Annotated in this window: 15 protein-coding genes; 3 read left to right on the top strand and 12 right to left on the bottom strand. The window is 72.3% G+C overall.

Features of this window, described 5'->3' with window-relative positions; genetic code table 11:
* Nucleotides 1-18: 18 nt before the first annotated feature.
* The 9 genes from ftsW to mraZ form a co-directional block, all read right to left on the bottom strand.
* A complete protein-coding gene (gene ftsW, locus P3X83_RS30070) occupies nucleotides 19-1,308 on the bottom strand; it encodes a putative lipid II flippase FtsW (protein WP_277308640.1) in 1,290 nt (429 codons plus the stop codon).
* The gene (gene murD, locus P3X83_RS30065; RefSeq protein ID WP_277308639.1) at nucleotides 1,305-2,684 is read right to left on the bottom strand and encodes a UDP-N-acetylmuramoyl-L-alanine--D-glutamate ligase; all 1,380 of its coding nucleotides are present in this window, start codon (nucleotides 2,682-2,684) and stop codon (nucleotides 1,305-1,307) included. Before murD ends, ftsW begins: the two co-directional genes overlap by 4 nt.
* Nucleotides 2,681-3,739 (bottom strand): phospho-N-acetylmuramoyl-pentapeptide-transferase, encoded by a 1,059-nt coding sequence (mraY, locus tag P3X83_RS30060; protein ID WP_277308638.1) that lies wholly within the window; start codon nucleotides 3,737-3,739, stop codon nucleotides 2,681-2,683. The genes murD and mraY overlap by 4 nt, the downstream gene beginning before the upstream one ends.
* Complete coding sequence (murF, locus tag P3X83_RS30055) at nucleotides 3,736-5,115, bottom strand: UDP-N-acetylmuramoyl-tripeptide--D-alanyl-D-alanine ligase (RefSeq protein ID WP_277308637.1); 1,380 nt, start codon at nucleotides 5,113-5,115, stop codon at nucleotides 3,736-3,738. Before murF ends, mraY begins: the two co-directional genes overlap by 4 nt.
* Nucleotides 5,112-6,635: a UDP-N-acetylmuramoyl-L-alanyl-D-glutamate--2,6-diaminopimelate ligase gene (locus tag P3X83_RS30050; protein WP_277308669.1), complete on the bottom strand. Its 1,524-nt coding sequence runs from the start codon at nucleotides 6,633-6,635 to the stop codon at nucleotides 5,112-5,114. The genes murF and P3X83_RS30050 overlap by 4 nt, the downstream gene beginning before the upstream one ends.
* 37 nt (nucleotides 6,636-6,672) lie before the next feature.
* Nucleotides 6,673-8,691, bottom strand: coding sequence for a penicillin-binding protein 2 (locus tag P3X83_RS30045; RefSeq protein WP_277308636.1), 2,019 nt, complete (start codon nucleotides 8,689-8,691; stop codon nucleotides 6,673-6,675).
* Nucleotides 8,692-8,774: 83 nt separating this feature from the next.
* A complete protein-coding gene (locus tag P3X83_RS30040) occupies nucleotides 8,775-9,146 on the bottom strand; it encodes a hypothetical protein (protein ID WP_277308635.1) in 372 nt (123 codons plus the stop codon).
* A gap of 127 nt (nucleotides 9,147-9,273) precedes the next feature.
* On the bottom strand, nucleotides 9,274-10,287 hold the full coding sequence (gene rsmH, locus P3X83_RS30035) for a 16S rRNA (cytosine(1402)-N(4))-methyltransferase RsmH (RefSeq protein WP_277308634.1): 1,014 nt from the start codon (nucleotides 10,285-10,287) through the stop codon (nucleotides 9,274-9,276).
* Between the two features lie 237 nt (nucleotides 10,288-10,524).
* Entirely contained in the window at nucleotides 10,525-10,956 is a 432-nt protein-coding gene (gene mraZ / locus P3X83_RS30030; protein ID WP_277308633.1) for a division/cell wall cluster transcriptional repressor MraZ, read from the bottom strand.
* A 427-nt stretch (nucleotides 10,957-11,383) separates the two neighbouring features.
* On the opposite strand from mraZ, the gene P3X83_RS30025 reads away from it, so the two are divergent.
* The 3 genes from P3X83_RS30025 to P3X83_RS30015 are packed head-to-tail and all read left to right on the top strand — an operon-like array spanning nucleotide 11,384 to nucleotide 16,076.
* On the top strand, nucleotides 11,384-12,388 hold the full coding sequence (locus P3X83_RS30025; RefSeq protein ID WP_277308632.1) for a MoxR family ATPase: 1,005 nt from the start codon (nucleotides 11,384-11,386) through the stop codon (nucleotides 12,386-12,388).
* Nucleotides 12,385-13,641, top strand: coding sequence for a DUF58 domain-containing protein (locus tag P3X83_RS30020; RefSeq protein WP_277308631.1), 1,257 nt, complete (start codon nucleotides 12,385-12,387; stop codon nucleotides 13,639-13,641). Before P3X83_RS30025 ends, P3X83_RS30020 begins: the two co-directional genes overlap by 4 nt.
* Complete coding sequence (locus P3X83_RS30015; protein ID WP_277308630.1) at nucleotides 13,638-16,076, top strand: DUF3488 and transglutaminase-like domain-containing protein; 2,439 nt, start codon at nucleotides 13,638-13,640, stop codon at nucleotides 16,074-16,076. The genes P3X83_RS30020 and P3X83_RS30015 overlap by 4 nt, the downstream gene beginning before the upstream one ends.
* A gap of 224 nt (nucleotides 16,077-16,300) precedes the next feature.
* Here the strand turns inward: P3X83_RS30015 and P3X83_RS30010 are convergent, their stop codons facing one another.
* From P3X83_RS30010 to P3X83_RS30000, 3 genes are all read right to left on the bottom strand, one after another.
* Nucleotides 16,301-16,714 (bottom strand): DUF3040 domain-containing protein, encoded by a 414-nt coding sequence (locus tag P3X83_RS30010; protein ID WP_277308629.1) that lies wholly within the window; start codon nucleotides 16,712-16,714, stop codon nucleotides 16,301-16,303.
* 147 nt (nucleotides 16,715-16,861) lie between these two features.
* Nucleotides 16,862-18,100 (bottom strand): DNA polymerase IV, encoded by a 1,239-nt coding sequence (dinB, locus tag P3X83_RS30005; RefSeq protein ID WP_277308628.1) that lies wholly within the window; start codon nucleotides 18,098-18,100, stop codon nucleotides 16,862-16,864.
* 51 nt (nucleotides 18,101-18,151) lie between these two features.
* Nucleotides 18,152-18,913, bottom strand: a complete 762-nt coding sequence (locus P3X83_RS30000) for a methyltransferase domain-containing protein (RefSeq protein ID WP_277308668.1) — start codon at nucleotides 18,911-18,913, stop codon at nucleotides 18,152-18,154.
* Nucleotides 18,914-18,972: the final 59 nt, after the last annotated feature.

Raw genomic sequence — 18,972 nt, 5'->3', positions numbered from 1 at the left:
TCGGTCCTTTCACTTCACCTATCGATTGACCCGTCCTGCACGGCCCACACGGCGACGAATCGCCCCGGGACCGCCCAGGCCAAGCCAGCTTAGGCCCCTTGCCGCCGGTCCGGGGCCGCGTGCGGCCAGAGCTTCGCGGGCTCCGGGCTCGCGTCTGGCGAATGACAACAACATGCCAAGCGCGGCGAGTGTCGGCAACAGTGCCGAACCACCATAAGACACCAGCGGCAGCGGGATGCCGGTGATCGGCAGAACGCCGATCACCGCGCCGATGTTCACGATCGCCTGACCGACCACCCAGGCGGTCGTCGCGGCGGCGGCGAGCCTGATGAACGGGTCGTTGACCCGCGAGGCAACCCGCAACCCGGCGTATCCGAGCAGGCCGAAAAGAGTCACGACGGCAAGTGTGCCCGCGAGCCCGAGTTCCTCACCGAGAATCGCGAAGATGAAGTCACTTTCGGAATGAGGCAGCCAGCTCCACTTCTGACGGCTGCTGCCGAGCCCGAGGCCGAACCACCCTCCCGACCCCATCGCGATCTGTCCCTGGACCGCCTGATATCCCGCGCCCTGGGCGTCGTCCCACGGCTGCAGGTAGGAGGTGACGCGGGCCATCCGGTACGGCTCGACAGTGATCATGATCACAGCGGCCAGCACCGCAACCGACAGGATCGCCGCGAACAGGCGGATCGGCGCGCCGACCACCCACAGCAGCGACAGGAAGATCAGCAACAGCACCAGCGTGGTGCCCAGGTCTCGGCCGAGCATCACCATCACGGCCAGGATGGCCGTGCCCGGCATCAGCGGGATCAGGAGCTGCCGCCACTCGATCCGCCCGGCCCTGGCCTTACGGGCCAGCAGGTCGGCCCCCCACAGGGCGATGCCCAGCTTGGCGGGCTCGGAGGGCTGGAGGTAGATCGGGCCGAGGTCGATCCAGCGCTGGGCGCCGAGCTGCGACTCGCCGACGAAGATCACCAGGATCAGCCCGATGATGGACAGCGCCATCAGCGGATACCCGGCGAATCTGAAGAACCGCAGCGGCAGCCGCGAGCACACCCACATCAGCGGAACGCCGAGCGTCGCGGAGAACGACTGCCGAAGGAACCAGCTGAACGGGCTCCCGGTCTCCTGCAGCGCCTCGATGCTGGAGGCCGACAGCACCATCATCAGCCCGAGGGCCAGCAACAGCGCGCTGCACCCGAGCACCAGGTAGTAGGAGGTCAGCGGGCGGTCGAGCAGCTCCAGCAGGGCCGTGACGCGCTCGCGGGCCCACCCGCCCCGCCGGTCTCCCGCCCCGGCGCCGGCGGTCATTCCTCAGCCCCGCCGGACCGGACGGCCAGCCTGCGCACCGCCCGCGCGAACGCCTCCCCCCGCGCCAGATAGTTGTCGAAGATGTCCATCGAAGCCCCGGCGGGGGCGAGCAGCACGGTGTCTCCGGGGGTCGCCAGCCCCGCGGCCTCGGTGACGACGCGGTCCATGACCCCAGTGTCTTGCCCCGGCACCTCGACCACGGGGACATTCACCGCGTGTCGCGTGAGCGCGGCGTGGATTCGGTCACGGTCGGCGCCCAGCAGCACGGCCGCGCGCAGCCGGGGGGCCGCGCAGCGCACCAGGTCGTCCACGTCGGCGCCCTTGAGCAGCCCTCCGGCGACCCACACGATCGAGGGGTAGGCGGCCAGCGAGGCGGCGGCGGCGTGGGCGTTGGTGGCCTTGGAGTCGTTGACGTAGGTCACGCCGCCGACGTCGGCGACGGTCTCCATGCGGTGCGGGTCGGGCACGAAGTCGGCCAGGCCCTGGCGCACCGCGCCCGGCGGCACGCCGTACGAGCGGGCCAGCGCGGCGGCGGCCAGCGCGTTGGCCACGTTGTGCGGCGCGAAGGGCCGCACGTCGGACAGCACCGCCAGCTCCTCGGCGTTGTCGGCGGGGTTCGCCACGAACGCGCGGTCGACCAGCAGGTCCTCGACGACGCCGAGCTGTCCCGGCCGGGGCACCCGCAGGGTGAATCCCACGGCCCCGGAGTACGGCTCGGCCAGGCGCGTGACCGCCTCGTCGTCGGCGTTGTAGACCACCGTGCCCGCGCGTTCGAACAGGGTGCCCTTGACCCGCGTGTACTCCTCCATCGAGCCGTGCCAGTCGAGGTGGTCGGGCGCGACGTTGAGCACGGCGGCGGTGTGCGGGGCCAGGCTGCGGGCCCAGTGGAGCTGGAAGCTCGACAGCTCGACGGCCAGCACGTCGCTGGTGCCGGAGACCGCCTCCACGATGGGGGTGCCCACGTTGCCCACCGCGAGCGCCTTGTGCCCGGCGGCCATCAGCATCGCGGTGAGCATCCGGACCACGGTGGTCTTGCCGTCGGTGCCGGTCAGGGCCAGCCATGGCGCCGCTCCCGGCCGCCGCAGCCGCCAGGCCAGCTCGACCTCGCCGATCACCTCCACGCCCGCCTCGGCCGCCGCCACGAGCAGCGGGTGGCCGGGCCGCCAGCCGGGCGAGGTGACCAGCATGGTCGTGCCGTCGGGCGGGCGGGCCGCCTCGCCGAATCGGACCTCCACCCCCAGCCCGGCCAGCTCCGCCGCGACGGCGCGCAGCCGATGGTCGTCCTTGGCCTCCAGGACGACGACGCGCTCGCCGCGGGCGGCCAGCGCCCGCGCCGCCGCCCGCCCGGAGACGCCGAGTCCGGCCACCGTGATCATGCCTTGGGCATCCATTCCACGTAGAACAGGCCGAGCCCGGCCGCCGCGCACAGCCCGGCGATCAGCCAGAACCGGACCACGATGGTGGTCTCCGCCCAGCCCGCCAGCTCGAAGTGGTGCTGCAGCGGCGCCATCCGGAACACTCGTCTTCTGGTCATCTTGAAGAACCCGACCTGGATGATCACCGAGAGGGTGATGATGACGCACATCCCGGCCAGGATGACCAGCAGGAGCTGGGTGCGGGTGGTGACGGCCAGCCCGGCTATCACGCCGCCCAGGGCCAGCGACCCGGTGTCGCCCATGAAGATCTTGGCGGGCGGGGCGTTCCACCACAGGAAGCCGATCAGCGCGCCGAGCACGGCGGCGGCGACCACCGCCAGGTCGAGGGGATCTCGCACCCAGTAGCAGTTCGGCCCGAGCTGGTTGACGCAACTGTTGCGGAGCTGCCAGTTGCCGATCAGCACGTAGGAGCCGAGCACCACGCCGGTCGCGCCGGAGGCCAGGCCGTCGAGGCCGTCGGTGAGGTTCACCGCGTTGGAGAACCCGACGATCATGATCAGCACCCAGATGATGAACGGGATCAGGCTGATCGAGGGGCCGAAGTCGCGCAGGAAGGACAGGCGGGTCTCGGCGGGGGTGATGTCGTAGGCGTTGGGGAACCGCACCACCAGCACCGCGAAGATCGCGCCCACCACGAGCTGGCCGAACGCCTTGGCGCCGCTGCGCAGGCCCAGGCTGCGCTGCTTGTAGATCTTGATGAAGTCGTCCAGGAAGCCGACCGCGGCCAGGCCGGTCATCAGGAACAGCACCAGCAGGCCCGAGATCGTCGGGGAGGTCAGCGTGGCCGCGTGAGAGGCCGCGTAGCCGAGCAGCGCGGCGATCACGATGACGGTGCCGCCCATGGTCGGCGTGCCCCGTTTGTCGTAGTGCCCCGAAGGGCCCTCCTCGCGGATGTTCTGGCCGTAGCCGCGGCGGGCGAAGATGCGCATCGCCAGCGGGGTGCCGATCATGGAGAGCAGCAGCCCGACGGCGGCGGCGACGAGGATGTCCCTCACTGGTCGGCACCCCCGAGCAGGATCTCGGCCGTGCGTTCCAGTCCGGTGGCCCGCGACCCCTTGATCAGCACCACGTCTCCCGGCGCGAGCATCGGCGCCAGCGCCTGGGCCGCCGCCTGCGGGTCGGGCACGTGCAGCACCGGGGCGCCCGCCGCGCCGACCACGATGGGCCGCGCGTCGGCGCCGCCCACCACGATCAGGCCGGCCAGGCCGGCGGCGGCGGCCGTCCGCCCCGCCTGCTCGTTCAGCATCGGGCCCTCCTCGCCCAGCTCCAGCATCGGGGCGATCACCGCGAACCTGCGGCGGTGTCGCCCTAGGTCGCCCAGGGTCGCGAATGCCGCCCGCATGGAATCGGGGTTGGCGTTGTAGGCGTCGTTCATCACTGTGACGCCGTCCGGGCGGTCCTTGACCTCCATTCGCCAGCGGCTGCGCGGCTCGGCCTCGGACAGCTCCCTGGCGATGGTGGCCACCGGGAGGCCGAGCTCGTAGACCGCGGCGGCGGCGGCGAGGGCGTTCTCCACGGCGTGCCCGCCGTACAGGCGCAGGGTGACCTTGGCCGACCCGGACGGCGTGCTCAGCGTGAAGCTCGCCCGCCCCCGGTCGTCCATGGCCACGTCGGTGGCGCGGACCGCGGCCTCCGGCGAGCGCCCGAACAGGGTCACGCGGGCGGCCGTGCGGTCGGCCATGGCCCGCACGAGGGGGTCGTCGGCGTTGAGCACCGCGACGCCGCCCCTGGCGGGCAGCGACTCGACCAGCTCGCCCTTGGCCTTGGCGATGACGTCACGGCCGCCGAAGACCCCGAGGTGGGCGGTGCCCACATTGAGCACCACCCCGATCTTGGGCGGAGCGATGCGGACCAGGTCGGCGATGTGCCCCACGTTGCGGGCGCTCAGTTCGAGCACCATGAAGCGGGTGGACTCGTCGGCCCGCAGCACCGTCAGCGGGTGGCCGATCTCGTTGTTGAACGATCCGACCGGGGCGACGGTGGGGCCGATCAGCGCGGTGAGCCCGGCCAGCAGGTCTTTCGTCGAGGTCTTGCCCGAGGAGCCGGTCACCCCGATCACCGTGGCCTGCGGAAGCTCCCGGCAGACCGCGGTGGCCAGGGAGGCCAGCGCGGCCACCACGTCTCCCACGATCACGGTGGGCGCCTCGGTGGGGCGCGCGGCGAGCACGGCGACGGCCCCGGCCTGGTGGGCCCCCTCGGCGAAGTCGTGGCCGTCCACGCGGGCGCCCTTGATCGCCACGAACAGGGATCCCGGCGCGGCGGCGCGCGAGTCGATCACGACGGGGCCGCGCACCACCGCACGAGGATCGGCGGTGCCCGTGAGGGCGCCGGATGTTATCTCCGCGACCCGGGCCAGCGGCATCGGGATCATGCGTCTTCCCTACTCTCCATATGTTCTCGGCGGCGGACGGCCTGCGCGGCCACCTGCCGGTCGTCGAAGGGGACCACCTCGCCGGCGATGTACTGGCCCTGCTCATGGCCCTTGCCGGCGATCAGGACGACGTCGCCGGGCTCGGCGCGTCGCACGGCGAGGCCGATGGCCTCCGCGCGGTCCGGTTCCATGATCACATGTGCGCGGTCGCGGGGCGGCACGTCGAGCGCCCCTTCGAGCATGGCGGCCAGGATGGCCAGCGGATCCTCGGAGCGGGGGTTGTCGCTCGTCAGGATCGCCACGTCGGCCAGCCGTGCGGCGGCGAGGCCCATCAGCGGGCGCTTGCCACGGTCGCGGTCGCCGCCGCAGCCGAGCACGACGGTGAGCGAGCCCGCCGTAACAGTGCGCAACGACCGCAGCACCGACTCGACGGCGCCGGGTTTGTGCGAGTAGTCCACGATCACCTGGTAGTCGCCGCCGGTCTCGACCCGCTCCATCCGGCCGGGGACCCCCCGCAGGGAGCCCACGCCGTGGACCGCGGTCTGCAACGGCACGCCCGCCTCCACCAGCGCCACGACGGCGCCGAGCGAGTTGGCGACGTTGAACGGCCCCGGCAGCGACACCGCGACGTCGGCCTCGACGCCGCCCGGCCCCACGATCCGGAAGGTGCTGCCGTCGCCTCCGTACCTGACGTCGGTCGCCCGCCACTCGGCGTTCGCGGCGCCCTCGGCGGAGAACGTGGTCAGCGGGATCTTCGCCACGTGCAGCAGCTCGCGGCCGTGGGGGTCGTCCACGTTGACCGCGCCGGTGCGGCTCAGCTCCGGGGTGAACAGGCGGGCCTTGGTGGCGAAGTAGTCGTCCATGTCGCGGTGGAAGTCGAGGTGGTCCTGCGACAGGTTGGTGAACAGGGCCACGTCGTAGAAGACGCCGTCGACCCGGTCGAGGGCGAGGGCGTGGCTGGAGACCTCCATCGCGGCGGCCGTCACGCCCTCCTCGCGCATCAGCGCCAGCAGGCCGTGCACCTCGCTGGCCTCGGGCGTGGTGAGCCGGGCGGGCATGGTGCGCTCGCCCACGCGGATCTCGACGCCGCCGATCAGGCCGGTGCGGTGCCCGGCGGCGCGCAGCCCGGCCTCCAGCAGGAAGGTGCTGGTGGACTTTCCGCTGGTGCCGGTGACGCCGATGACGGTGACCGCCGACGACGGGTCGCCGTAGATCCACGAGGCGACCCGGCCGAGCACGGCCCTCGGGTCGGGCACCACGAGCACCGGCAGGCCGGTCGCCGCCGCGGCGTCGTGGCCGCGCGGGTCGGTGAGGACGGCGGCGGCCCCGGCGGACAGCGCCTGCGCGGCGAAGCTCGACCCGTGGAAGTTGGCCCCCGGCAGCGCGGCGTAGAGGTCTCCGCGCCTCACCTGGCGGGAGTCGTGGGTGATACCGGTCACCGCGGCGCGAGGTCCTTCACAGGGCACGCCGAGCAGAGCCGCGAGCCCCGAGAGCGGGCGCGGGCTGGTCGTTGGACGCATAGACGGGGGACGCACGGCGAGAGCGTACCGTCACTCGTCACCCATCGGCGCGTATCCGCACCGATGGCGGAGTAGTACCGGTAGGCGGAATCTTCCTGCTCTTTAAGGCGAAGGTCATGACGTCCTTGAACACCGGCGCGGCGATCTGCCCGCCGTAGTGCCCGTTGCGAGGGTCCTGGAGCACGGCGAGCGCGACGATCCTCGGATCGTCGGCCGGGGTGAACCCGACGAACGTCGCCGTGTAACCACAGTAGCCCTGGCACTCCTCGTCATAACGCATGGCCGTGCCGGTCTTGCCCGCCACCCGGTAGCCCGGGATGGCGGCCAGGGTGCCGGTGCCGTCCTCCCCGACGGCGGCCTCCAGCATTCCGGCGATCTCCTCGGCGGTCCGGGTGCCGACCACGCGGGTGCGCTTGCCGGGCTTGGAGGGCACGATCTTGCCGTCCTCGCCGGCCACGCCCGCCACGATCTGCGGTGTGATCCGGACCCCGCCGTTGGCGATCGTCTGGTAGACGCTGGCCATCTGCAGCGCGGTGACCGACACGCCCTGGCCGTAGGCGACCGTGCAGCCCTGGCTGCCCGACCAGCTCTGCCAGGCCGGCAGCAGCCCGGCCTCCTCGCCGGGCAGCCCGCTGCCCGGCCTGACGCCGAACCCGAACGCCCGGAGCTTCTGGTGCAGGGCCTCGTTGCCGATCTTCTGCGCGGCCATGATCGTGCCGACGTTGCTGGAGGTCGCCACGATGCCGGAGAAGGTCAGGCGTTCCGGCTTGTGGGCGTGGGAGTCGCGCAGCACGCGGTCGGCGCAGCGGATGTTGTCGCGGACGTTGAACACCGTCTCCGGGCGCACCGCGCCCGCCTCCAGCGCGGCGGCGGCGGTGATGACCTTGTTCGTGCTGCCCGGTTCGTAGACCTCGGCGACCGCCCGGTTGATCCAGTCCTTCTGCGGGGTCTTCTCCCAGTTGTTCAGGTCGAGTTCGGGGGCGTTGGCCATGCCCAGGACGTGGCCGTTGCGCACGTCCATGATGATCACGCTGCCGCTGCGCGCCCCGGTGGCCGTGACCTGGCGGGCGATCGCCCGCTGCGCCGCCCACTGGATGTCGCGGTCGATGGTCAGGCGGACCTCGCGGCCGGGCACGGGGGCCTTGCTGCTCTCCCTGGTCATCGGGATGCGCTGACCGTCACGGCCCATCTCGATGCTCTGCTCGCCGTCGCGGCCGGCGAGGACCTTGTCGTAGACGCGCTCCAGCCCGGCCAGGCCGCCGCCGTCGAAGCCGACGAACCCGATCAGGCTGCCCGCGAGATCGTCGCCCGGATAGACCCGGCGGTAATGGGACTTGCTGGCGACGCCCCGGTAGTCGTGGTCGATCACCCGCTGGGCGACGACCGGATCGACGCCCCTGGCGATGAGCTGGTAGCGGGTGTCGGTCTTGGCGAGCTTTGCGGCGATCTCGGTCTGCGGCCTGGCGAGCTCCTTGGCCAGCATGGCCGCGACGGCCCCGCGCGCGGTCTCGCTGACGCGCGCGGGATCGACGGAGATCTCCCGCGCCTCGACGGTGATGGCCAGCTCGTGGCCGCCCGCGTCGGTGATGGGCCCGCGCCTGGCGGGCAGGATCTCCGGCTGCACCCGCTGCTCGGCGGCCCGCGCCTCGTAGACCTTGGAGTCGAGGCCTTGGAGCTGGACCAGCCGGCCCGACAGGATCGACAGCACGAAGGTCATCGCGAGCAGGCCGATGCTGATGCGACGGCGTGGATTGCCCAGTCGCAGCACGGTCGGCGGCTTGGGCGGGCGCGGCGGTCTCGGAGGGCCCGGCGGTCTGGGCGGCCTCGGGACTCCCGGCCGGGGAGTACGGCCCTCGCCGCCGGAACGCAGCGGCTTGGTGTGCTCCTCGGTGGGATGAGGCGGGCCGTCGCCGCCGGGTCTGGCGGGACGGACGTTGCGGGCGCCGGGGTCACCCCGCCCGGTCTTCGGCGGCGGCCCGTCGTACGGCGCGCGGCCCTCCCCTTGTGCCCCCTGCGCCGGGCCGTCTCTGCCCGGCCTGCGCGGGCCCTTGGGCACACGACGCCCGGCGCCGGGCCCCCCAGGGGCGCCGGCGCCGGATCCGCCGCGACCGGGCCCCGAACCCCGGCCACCGCCGTTCATCACCTGCTCGGGTCCTCCGCTTCCTTGGCCGGAAGGTCTTCATCGGATGTCAACGGGTTGAAGGAGGGGTCGGGGCGCGAGCCGTGCCGCGCGGCGCGCTCCGCCAGCGCCGCCGCGGTGTCCTGCTTGACGTTCTCCAGCCGCTGGCGCTCGGTCTCCAGTTTGATCCGCTTGTTGTCGCTGCGCAGCTTGTCGGCCTCGACGGAGTCCTGGGCCAGCACGGTGGTCAGCAGCAGCAGGCTGACCAGGCCGCCGCACAGCAGGCCGACCAGGAGCAGCACGAACGGCGCCCGCGGCGCGCGCCCGCCGGTACGGCGCCGGGCCATGCGGGACACCTGGGCGCTCGGCTGACCGGCCGGCTTGGGAGACACGGTCTCCTCCTGGCGCGGCCGGGGACTCTTCGGACGCACGGGCTCCTGCCGCGGGCGCGCCGGGGCCACCCTCGTCGCGGTGGCGCGGGGCTGACGGGGCATGCGGGAGCGGACTCCACGCTGGAGCTCACGCTCGGTCTTCGTCAACTGGCTCACGGATCCTCTCTGCGGCCCGCAGGCGGGCCGAGGCCGCGCGCGGGTTGCGCGTGACCTCCTCCTCGTCGGGGAGCTCGGCTCCCCTCGTCACCAGGCGGAACCTCGGCTGGTGCTCGGGCAGCGGCACCGGCATGCCGGGCGGGCCCGTCTCCTTGGTTCGCGCCGCGAGGACCTGCTTGGCGAGCCGGTCCTCAAGGGAGTGGTAGGCGAGCACGACTACCCGCCCACCAAGGGTCAACGCGTCGAGTGCGGCGGGAAGTGCCGTCTCAAGGGCGGACAGCTCCCCGTTCACCTCGATGCGCAACGCTTGGAAAGTCCTCTTCGCCGGGTTGCCGCCGGTACGGCGGGTCGCGGCGGGGATCGCCGTCCGCACGATGTCGGCGAGCCGTTTCGTCGAGACGATGGGCTCGCGGGAGCGTTCCTCGGCGATCAGGCGGGCGATGCGCGCGGCGAACCGCTCCTCGCCGTAGTCGCGCAGCACCCTGGCCAGGTCGCCGGGCGAATAGGTGTTGACCACCCGCTCCGCCGTCAGCGGCTGGTCGCGGTCCATCCGCATGTCGAGCGGCGCGTCGTAGGAGTAGGCGAACCCCCGCTCGGACTCGTCGAGCTGCGGGGAGGAGACGCCCAGGTCGAACAGCGCGGCGTCGACGCGCGGGCAGCCGGCCTCGGCGAGCACCGAGGACAGCTCGCTGGAGACCGCGCGGACCAGGGTGGCACGCTCGGCGTAAGGCGCCAGGCGCTCGGTGGAACGCTCTATGGCCACCGGGTCGCGGTCGATCCCGATCAGCCTGAGGGAAGGGTGGGCCGCGAGCAGCGCCTCGGCGTGGCCGCCCAGCCCCAGATTGGCGTCGACCACCACAGGGGCCGGCCGCTCCAGTGCGGGCGCCAGGAGGTCGAGCACACGTGACAGCATCACCGGCACATGACCGCTCCGGCCCACGTGGCCGTCGATGGCGTGCTGACCGTTCTCATCGGTCGAGCGCATGATCGTAAACCCCCCTCTCGCCGCTCGTGCTCGCGGATGTTCGCGGCTTCCGCCGAGCCGCCGGTGTATCCCGATCTTCACGGGCCCCCACCCGGCCGCCCGGCCAGGTCCCCATCCGCAACCGGTTGAAGATGCCCACCACCTGACACCGGGGAAGGTGCATCAGCTGGCGGGCCGGTGGGTGCGGGTGGAGACCTCGCCGAACGACTTGTCTCACCGACGTCTCGACCGTTGTCTCTACAGAATCCCTGGCAGCACCTCCTCCGACAGATCGGCGAATGCCTGCTCTTGATCGGACAGGTAGGTCTCCCAGGCACGCGCGTCCCAGATCTCCAGCCGCGTGTTGGCCCCGATGACCACGCAATCGCGGGTCAGCCCGGCATACTGGCGAAGGGGCTGCGGAATCGTGATCCGACCCTGTTTGTCAGGGGCCTCGTCGGACGCGCTCGCGAAGAGAACACGGCTGTAGTCGCGGACCGCCTTGGCGGTCACCGGCGCGGCGCGCAGAGCCTCGGTGATGCGCTGGAACTCCTCTACGGGAAAAACGTAGAGGCAGCGCTCCTGGCCTTTGGTGATCACCAGACCCTCCGCCAGCTCCTCACGGTACTTCGCCGGCAGGAACAGCCGTCCCTTGTCGTCCAGGCGTGGTTGGTGTGTGCCGAGGAACACCGGCCTCACCTCCCGCGCCCAGCAGAGCGCTCGGTACTAGATCACCGGCCCTCCACTGCGCACCACCATACTCCACTTCTCCCCACCGTCAACTAATCGTCGCCGTGTGTCCTCGCCATTTCTCTGACGTTTTCGCAGTTCAAAGCGGTGGAGCGGAGTGGAGCGGGGGTGCGGCGCCCCCGCGTGTCGGCGTGGCGTGTCGCGCGCCGGAATAACCCTTCACACGGCGAATGCGGGCCGCGGTGGAGGGCGGTGGTGGAGAGAGGTGGGGAAGCCGTCGACAAAGCCGCAATAGCCGTTGAAACCGGTAAAAGTCGCCGGGGAACCCCTGGCAACGTAGTGTCTGTACACACAATGGAAAAGAAACGCAAGGCCCTCGCAAAAGCGCCCGCGCGGGGGCATGCCGTACCACCCTCATGGAGGCCCGGTGGCAGTCAGCCATGACGTCGGACATCAACTCGGGGATCTGGTGAACACGGCGCACCGGATCCGCCAGTCGATCGAATCGGTGATCGAGGGCAAGGGTGATGTCGTACGGCTCACATTGACCGTGCTGCTGGCCGAGGGCCACCTCCTCATCGAGGATGTGCCGGGCGTCGGCAAGACCATGCTGGCCAAGGCCTTGGCGCGGTCCATCGACTGCCCGGTCCGCCGGGTCCAGTTCACCCCGGACCTGCTGCCCAGCGACATCACCGGAGTGAGCGCCTACAACCAGCAGACCCGGGAGTTCGAGTTCAAGCCCGGCCCGGTCTTCGCCAACATCGTGGTGGGCGACGAGATCAACCGCGCTTCCCCCAAGACGCAGTCGGCGCTGCTGGAGTGCATGGAGGAGCACCAGGTCACGGTGGACGGCACCACCTACCAACTGGACAGCCCCTTCATGGTGATCGCCACGCAGAACCCGATCGAGATGGAGGGCACCTATCCCCTGCCCGAGGCTCAGCGCGACCGCTTCACCGCGCGGATCGCGATGGGGTACCCCGAGCCCGCCGCCGAGCTGGAGATGCTCGACGTGCACGGCGCGGCCTCCCCGCTTGACAAGCTGGAGCCGGTGGCCACCACCGCCGAGGTCCAGGCGCTGATCGAGGCCGTGCGGGCGGTCTTCGTCTCGCCGCCGATCAAGCGCTACGCGATCGACCTGGCCACCGCCACCCGGCACACGCCCGAACTGCGCCTCGGGGCCTCGCCCCGCTCCACCCTGCAGCTCGTCCGGGCCGCTCGCGCGCACGCCGCCCTGGCCGGCCGCGACTACGTCATCCCCGACGACCTGCAGGACCTCGCGATCCCCGTGCTGGCGCACCGGCTGCTGCCGAGCGTCGAGGCGCAGGGCCAGCGGCGGCATCCCGAGCAGGTCGTCGCCGACCTGGTGCGCCGCGTGCCCGTGCCCGACGCCCCGGGCCGGCCGCCGGGCGGGGCGGGAACGGGTCGGTGAGGGCCGGACTCGCCGCGCTGACCTCGCGGGGCAGGTCGTTCCTCGCCTCGGGGATCGCGGCGCTGCTGTGCGCCGTCCTGCTCGGCGAGCACGATCTGCTGCGCATCGGCATCCTGATCGTCACGCTGCCGCTGCTCGCCGCGCTGGTCGTCGCCCGCACGCGTTACCGGCTGAGCTGCGCGCGCCGTCTGGACCCGAACCGGGCCGAGGTCGGCGCGGAGGCCACGGTCACGCTGCGGCTGGAGAACGTGACGCGGCTGCCGACCGGGCTGCTGCTGATCGAGGACACCGTGCCCTACGCGCTGGGCGCGCGGCCCAGGTTCGTGCTCGACCGGGTCGAGCCGCACGGGGTTCGCGAGATCGACTACCGGGTGCGCTCAGACCTGCGGGGCAGGTTCCCGATCGGGCCGCTGTCGGTACGGATCACCGACCCCTTCGGGCTGGTCGAACTGGCCAGGGGGTTCACCATCAGCGACACGCTGGTGGTCATGCCGCAGGTGGTGCCGCTCCCCCACGTCCGGCTGTCCGGCGAGTGGACGGGCGGCGGCGACAGCCGTACCAGGAGCGTGGCCGCGGCCGGCGACGACGACGTCGCGCCGCGCGAGTACCGCCAGGGCGACGACCTGCGCAGGGTGCACTGGCGCTCCACCGCCAGGTACGGCGAGCTGATGGTGCGCCGTGAGGAACAGCAGTGGCAGAGCCGGGGCGCGCTGCTGCTCGACACCCGCAGGATCGCCCACCGGGGCGAAGGCCCCCGGTCCTCGTTCGAGATCGCCGTCTCGGCCGCCGCCTCCATCGGGGTCCACCTTGCCCACGAAGGGCTGGGCCTGCGGCTGGTCACCGACCAGGGGGCCGAGCACCTCACCGACACGGGGTTGAGCCACGCGCTGCTCGACACCCTGGCCGTGGTGCGCCAGAGCCAGACCCGCACTCTGGACTTCGGGATCAACGCGCTGCGCCAGGGCGGCGGCGACGGCCTGATCGTCGCGGTGCTCGGCGGCCTGCGGCCGGAGGAGGTCACCCCGCTCGCCCGGCTGCGGCACGGCAGCGTCACCGGCGTCGCCGTGCTGCTCGACACCGCCGTGTGGGAGGACCCCGGCGCACCGGAGAGCGAGCAGTACCAGCAGACCAGGGCCGTGCTCGCCGGGTACGGCTGGCGGGTCGCGCGCCTGCCCGCCGGAACGTCCATCGCCTCGGTCTGGCCGGAGGCCGCCGCCCGCGCGGGCCGGGCGCACGTGGGAGGCGTGTCATGAGACTGCCGATCGCCGCCGGGCTGTCCACCCTGGCCGTGGCCACCACGCTCTACCAGCTCTTCGACGGCGGCCAGTGGCTGCTGAGCACCATCGGCGCGGTGATCGTCATCGTGGCCGTGGGCGTGGGCGCCTCCTCGCTCGCCCTTCCCGTGTGGCTCGCCACCGCGGCCCAGGTCGCCGGGCTGTGGATCTACCTCACCACGACCTTCACCGGAGACGAGGCGTGGGCGCGGGTCTTCCCCACCATCGACTCCGTGGCCGCGCTGGCGAAACTGATCTCCACCGGTTACTCCGACATCCAGCGTTTCGCGCCCCCGGTGCCCGCCAACGAGTCGATCGTGCTGTTCACCACCGTGGGCATCGGGCTGATCACGATCCTGGTGGACCTGCTCGCCGTACGGCTGCGGCGCGCCGCGCTGGCCGGGCTGCCCCTGCTGGCGCTGTTCGTGGTGCCCGCCGAGATCATCACCGATCAGTTGCCCTGGCCCGCGTTCATCCTGGCCGCCCTCGGCTTCACCGGGCTGCTGCTGGCCGACGGGCGTGAGCGGATCGGGCACTGGGGCCGGGCCGTGCTGGTCCGCAGGACCCGGGGCGCGGTACGCCCTGCGGGGCCCGGCGGGCCGCTGCGGCTGTCCGGCAAGCGGATCGGGGTGACCGCGATCGCGCTGGCCGTCCTGGTGCCCGCGCTGCTGCCCACCCTCGACCCGAATCCGCTGTTCACCTTCGGGATCGGCTCGGGCGACGGCAAGGGCGAGGGCAACACGATCAGCATCCCCAACCCCATCGTGGGACTGAAGGGGCAGCTCACGCTGCCGGAGAACGCCACCGTGCTGACCTACGTCAACAACGACGACGTCCCGCGCTACCTGCGGATGTGGTCGCTGGACACGTTCGACGGCGACGTGTGGACCATGTCGAACCCGTCGGGAAGCCCGGACAACAGGGTGGACCGGGGCACGCTCCCCGAGCCGCCAGGGCAGGGGCCGACCGTGCCGGTGACGGAGTCGTGGACCGACATCCGGATCAGCGAGGAGATCGACGACGAACTGCAGTTCCTGCCGCTGCCGTACCCGGCGGTGCGGGTGACCGCCGAGGGCGACTGGCGCGCCGACAAGTCGACCCTCATGGTCTTCTCCACGCGCGACTACGCCAGCGGCCTCTCCTACCGGGTGGTGAGCAGGCAGCCCCGGCCCAGCCCGGAGACGCTGAAGGCCGCGCCCGCGCCGGACCCCGAGGTCGCCGACCGCTACCTGCGGCTGCCCGAGTCGCTGCCGCCGGAGGTGCGCAGGCAGGCCGAGATGGTCACCGACGGCAAGCGCAGCGACTACGAGAAGGCGGTGCGGCTCCAGGAGTGGTTCACCGGCGACGGCGACTTCACCTACAACCTCTCCACCCAGAGCGGGCACAGCAACTCCGCGCTGCTCGACTTCATCACGGTCAGCAGGGTCGGCTACTGCGAGCAGTTCGCCGCCGCGATGGCGGTGATGGCCCGCACCCTCGGCATCCCCGCCCGCGTGGCGACCGGCTACACCGGCGGCACCTCGCTGGGCGGCGGGAGATGGCAGGTGGGCACCCACGACATGCACGCATGGCCGGAGCTGTACTTCGAAGGGGTGGGCTGGCTCGCCTTCGAGCCCACGCCCTCGGGCAGCGGCGGGCAAGGCACGGCACGGGTGCCCGACTACACCCGCCCGCCGGCCGACGAACCCGGCCCGACGACCTCCTCCCCCGGGCCGACCGGCAGCGAGACCGACCCGGCAGGCACCCCCAGCGGCGGGCCGAACACGCCTCGTAACCCGGCGCTGATCGACCGGGAGGGCACCATCGGCCCGCTGCCCGCCGAGGAGCAGAGCACCCCGCTCGCCGTCAGGCTCGGCCTGGGCGCGCTGGTGCTGGCGCTGATCGTGCTGATCCCGGCCGCCCTGCGGGTGGTCCTGCGCAGGCGCAGGCTGCGGGTGGTGGCCAGGCCGGCCACCGAGGCCGCGTCCGGTGACGGCGGTGGGGGTCCGGGCGGCGCCCCGGCCGAGGTCAGGACCGGGCGGCGGCAGGTCTCCCCGGTGGCGGCGGCGTGGGCGGAGTTCGACGACGCCCTGCTCGACTACGGGCTGAGCCGCGAGCCGAGCGAGACGCCCAGGGCGCTGACCCGCAGGCTGGTCCGCGAATACGGGTTCGACGCGCTGTCCACGGCGGCGATCGAGCGGATCTCCGGGGCCGCCGAGCGGATGATGTTCGCCAGGGATCCCGGCGAGCAGCGCCCGCTGGGCGAGGACCTGCACCGGGTGCGCCGGGCGCTGGCCGCCAAGGTCTCCCGGGGGCGGCGGATCAGGGCGGTGCTGCTGCCGCCGTCCACCCTGCGCCGGCTGCGCGCGCTGGGCGGGCGGGTGATGGACGGCTTCGACCGGCTGGAGAACCTCCGGGTCCGCCGGACGAGCTGAGCGAACGACGCGGATGGCCGCTCCCGGGAAGGGGGGCGGCCATCGGTGTGCTCGCGGGTCTCCGCAGGATTCCATGGGGTTCTCTACGGAGGTTTCAAGGTCGAACAGGGGTGAGCGCCCGTACGCGCGCACGCCGGAGAGCGCATCGGACCCGAGGGGCGAATCGCCCGCTCGGGTCTCGGAAAGCGCTCAGATGCCCGGCTCCGCGTGCCGGGCGGGACCGCTCAGCGATCGTCGTGACGACGACGCCAGCGCTCCTCCATGCGCTCCATGAAACCGGGCCGCTGCCCGCCGCGCCGCCCGGCCGCCCCGCCTGGGGGCGCCGCCCCCGGCTGGCCGGCCTGTGGCGCCGTGGCGTCACCGAACCCGTTCATCTTCTTCCAACTGGACAGGCCCCATAGACACGCCAGGAGCATGACCACGAAGCCGCCGACACCGAGCAGGATGATTTGCGAAACCACGCCGACCATCAGCAGGACCACGCCGAGAAGGAACCCGATGGATGCCTTCACCAGGCGGCGCTTGTAGTGGTTGCGTGGATCGCGGATTCGAACGGTATTGGCCCACTTCGGGTCCTCGGCGTAGAGGGCCTGCTCGATCTGTTCGAGCAGGCGCTGCTCGTGCTCAGAGAGCGGCACGGCGCCTCCCAAGGACGGCCCCAGGACGGGGAAGACGGCAACGGACGACACGGGGTGTCCGAACCTCGCGGTCGGTTATCCCCAGAATACGAGGCTGTAGACGCGGGCGAAAGAAAACGTCCAACGTAGACCAAACCGGAGGTGACGTCATAGATCCATTCCATCAAACTTTGGCCGCACCAGCGAGGCCGGGCGCACGGCCCCCGGTCCGAACCTCGCGACCGCCCTGTCCATCGCGCGTTCCGCCTCCCTCCAGCCGGACTCTCGTTCTCCAAGGGTAAGCTGACGCGCGGCCGCCTCGGCCGCCAGGAGGTTCTCCATCCGCACTCCGACGAGCCGGAGGCGCACCCGGTCGAGCCCCGCCGCGGCGTACAATCCGCAGGCTGTGACGTAAATCTCCTGCGCGACATCGGTCGCCTCACGCAGCGTGCGGGAGCGTGTGATCGTGGTGAAATCGGCCCGGCGGAGCTTGACGCTCACCGTGCGGCCCACATGACCGCCCGCGCGCAGCCGCGCGGCGACCTTCTCCGACAGGCGCAGCAGCTCGCGCCGGATCGCCTCGGGGTCGTCCACGTCGGCCTGGAAGGTCTCCTCGGCGCCGATGCTCTTGTCGGGGACGTGCGGGGTGACCTCGCGCTCGTCGCGCCCCCAGGCGAGGGCCGCCAGATGACCGCCCGCCGCGTGGCCCAGCTCGCGCCGCAGCGTGGCCACCGGCACCCGGGCCAGGTCGCCGACGGTTCTGATGCCCAGGCGGAGCAGCGCCTCCTCGGTGCGGTCGCCGACCCCCCACAGCGCGCCCACGGGCAGCGGGTGCAGGAACTCGACCACGCCGTCGGCCGGGATCACCAGCATGCCGTCCGGCTTGCACTGGCGGGACGCCAGCTTGGCGACGAATTTACTGCTCGCCACCCCGACCGAGCAGGTGATGCCGAAACGCTCGGCCACCTGGGCGCGGATCAGCGCGGCCACCCCGGCCGGGGAGCCCAGCCTGCGCCGGGCGCCGCCGACGTCGAGGAACGCCTCGTCGGAGGCGATGGGCTCCACCTGGGGGGTGACCGAATGGAAGATCTCCATCACGCCCCTGGACACCTCGGAGTACTTACCGTGGCTGGGCGGGATGATCGTGGCGTGCGGGCACAGGCGCATCGCGCGTGTCATCGGCATCGCCGAGTGCACGCCGTATCTCCTGGCCTCATAGGTGGCGCTGAGCACCACGCCGCGGGCCCCGGCGGCGCCGACGATCACCGGGGTGCCCGTCAGCTCGGGGCGTTCGAGCAGCTCGACGCTCGCGTAGAAGGCGTCCATGTCGACGTGCAGGATGGGGCAGCCGGTGTCGTCGGCCGGCCGGATCGCGGCGACCCTGGGAACCTGCTGCTTCCGGGACACGGCACCATCCTAGGCGAACGGGTGTTCGAGTCTACTCACGCCGTGCCGGGTTCACCCCCGGGTCGCCAGCAGGTGGGTCTGGGTGGCGATCTCGCGCAGCACCGGATGGGCGGCGGCGGCCTCCTCCAGGGCGACCAGGGCCTCGGCGGCGCCGGGCTCGCCGTCCACCAGACGGCTCGGGACCAGGTCGGCGAACACCCGGACGCCGTGCACGTCGCCCACGGTGAACCCGGAGGCGGCGAGCAGGGCGCCCAGCTCCTCACGGGTGAACCGGCGCGGAGTGGGGTCGCGGTCGCCCCAGCGCCCCTGCGTGTCGCCCAGGACCTGCCTGGCCTCGTCGAACCGCCCGGTCAGCGCCCGGTGCAGCGCCGTGGCGACCGGGTTGGCGGCCAGCAGGCTCACCACGCCGCCAGGCCGCAGCAGCCGGGCCACCGCGCGCAGCGCGGCCGACGGATCGTCCACGTACTCCAGCACGCTGTGGCACAGCACCAAATCGGCGGCGCCCTCGGGGAGCAGGTCGCCGAGGTCGGCGGCGTCGCCCTGCAGCGCGCGCACCGCCACGCCCGCCTCGGCCGCGCGGCGCTCCAGCGCGGCCAGCGAGTCGGGGCTCGGATCGACCACGGTGACCGCGTGACCCAGACCGGCCAGCGGTACGGCGAAGCCGCCCGTGCCGCCCCCGGCGTCGATGATGTCGAGCCGTTCCCGCCCGGTGGCCGAGGTCCGCTCCGCCAGCACCGCGCGCAACGCGCCCCACAGCACGGCGGTCCGCGCCGCCGGCGTCGCCGGCTGCCGGGTGACACCATCCGTCCGCAACGTCACAGTCCTCCCTTGACCGCGCCCCCGCACCGGGAACGTCCAGTCAGGCCAGCCTA

The sequence above is a fragment of the Spongiactinospora sp. TRM90649 genome (assembly GCF_029382225.1).
In the GTDB taxonomy this organism is placed as follows: Bacteria; Actinomycetota; Actinomycetes; order Streptosporangiales; family Streptosporangiaceae; genus Spongiactinospora.
The sequence above is the reverse complement of the archived record's forward strand: the minus strand, read 5'-3'. Positions and strand labels throughout refer to the sequence as shown.